Genomic DNA, 381 nt, shown 5'->3' with positions numbered 1-381 from the left:
ATGCAGGATGCGCTGCCGATTCATGCGGAACTCGATCTCGGCCTCCGCGTCGAACTTCCTGTCCCGATGAGCGCCTTCGTAGATCGCTTCGGCATATGCGGGCAACTGCAGGAGGCCGGGCAGGTAGAACGTCTCGTAGTTGTCGATCAGCGCCGCGCTGTCCTCCGTCTCGGCCAGGTCGAGCGCGAGCAGCGGAACTCGGTCGGCGAAATCCGACCACCATCCCTTGCCTGTTCGCCGCCCCATGTCGGCGAGCTTGGCCCGGTAGACAGGATCCTCGCAGCCGTAGGCATCGAGCCAGATCCCCAACCGCTCCTGATTGAGGCCGGTTCGCCCGGCCTCCGTGTGGCTGACGGCCGGGCTTCTCATGCCCACCAGCGC

Annotated in this window: 1 protein-coding gene; it reads right to left on the bottom strand. The window is 65.6% G+C overall.

The features are described 5' to 3' along the window. The coding region (locus BI06_RS50710; protein WP_233290150.1) for a Scr1 family TA system antitoxin-like transcriptional regulator at window positions 1–381 on the bottom strand (381 nt) is incomplete at both ends.

This window comes from Kitasatospora sp. MBT66 (genome assembly GCF_000710405.2).
GTDB classification, from domain to species: Bacteria; Actinomycetota; Actinomycetes; order Streptomycetales; family Streptomycetaceae; genus Kitasatospora; species Kitasatospora purpeofusca.
This window is presented reverse-complemented; position numbering and strand designations above follow the sequence as displayed.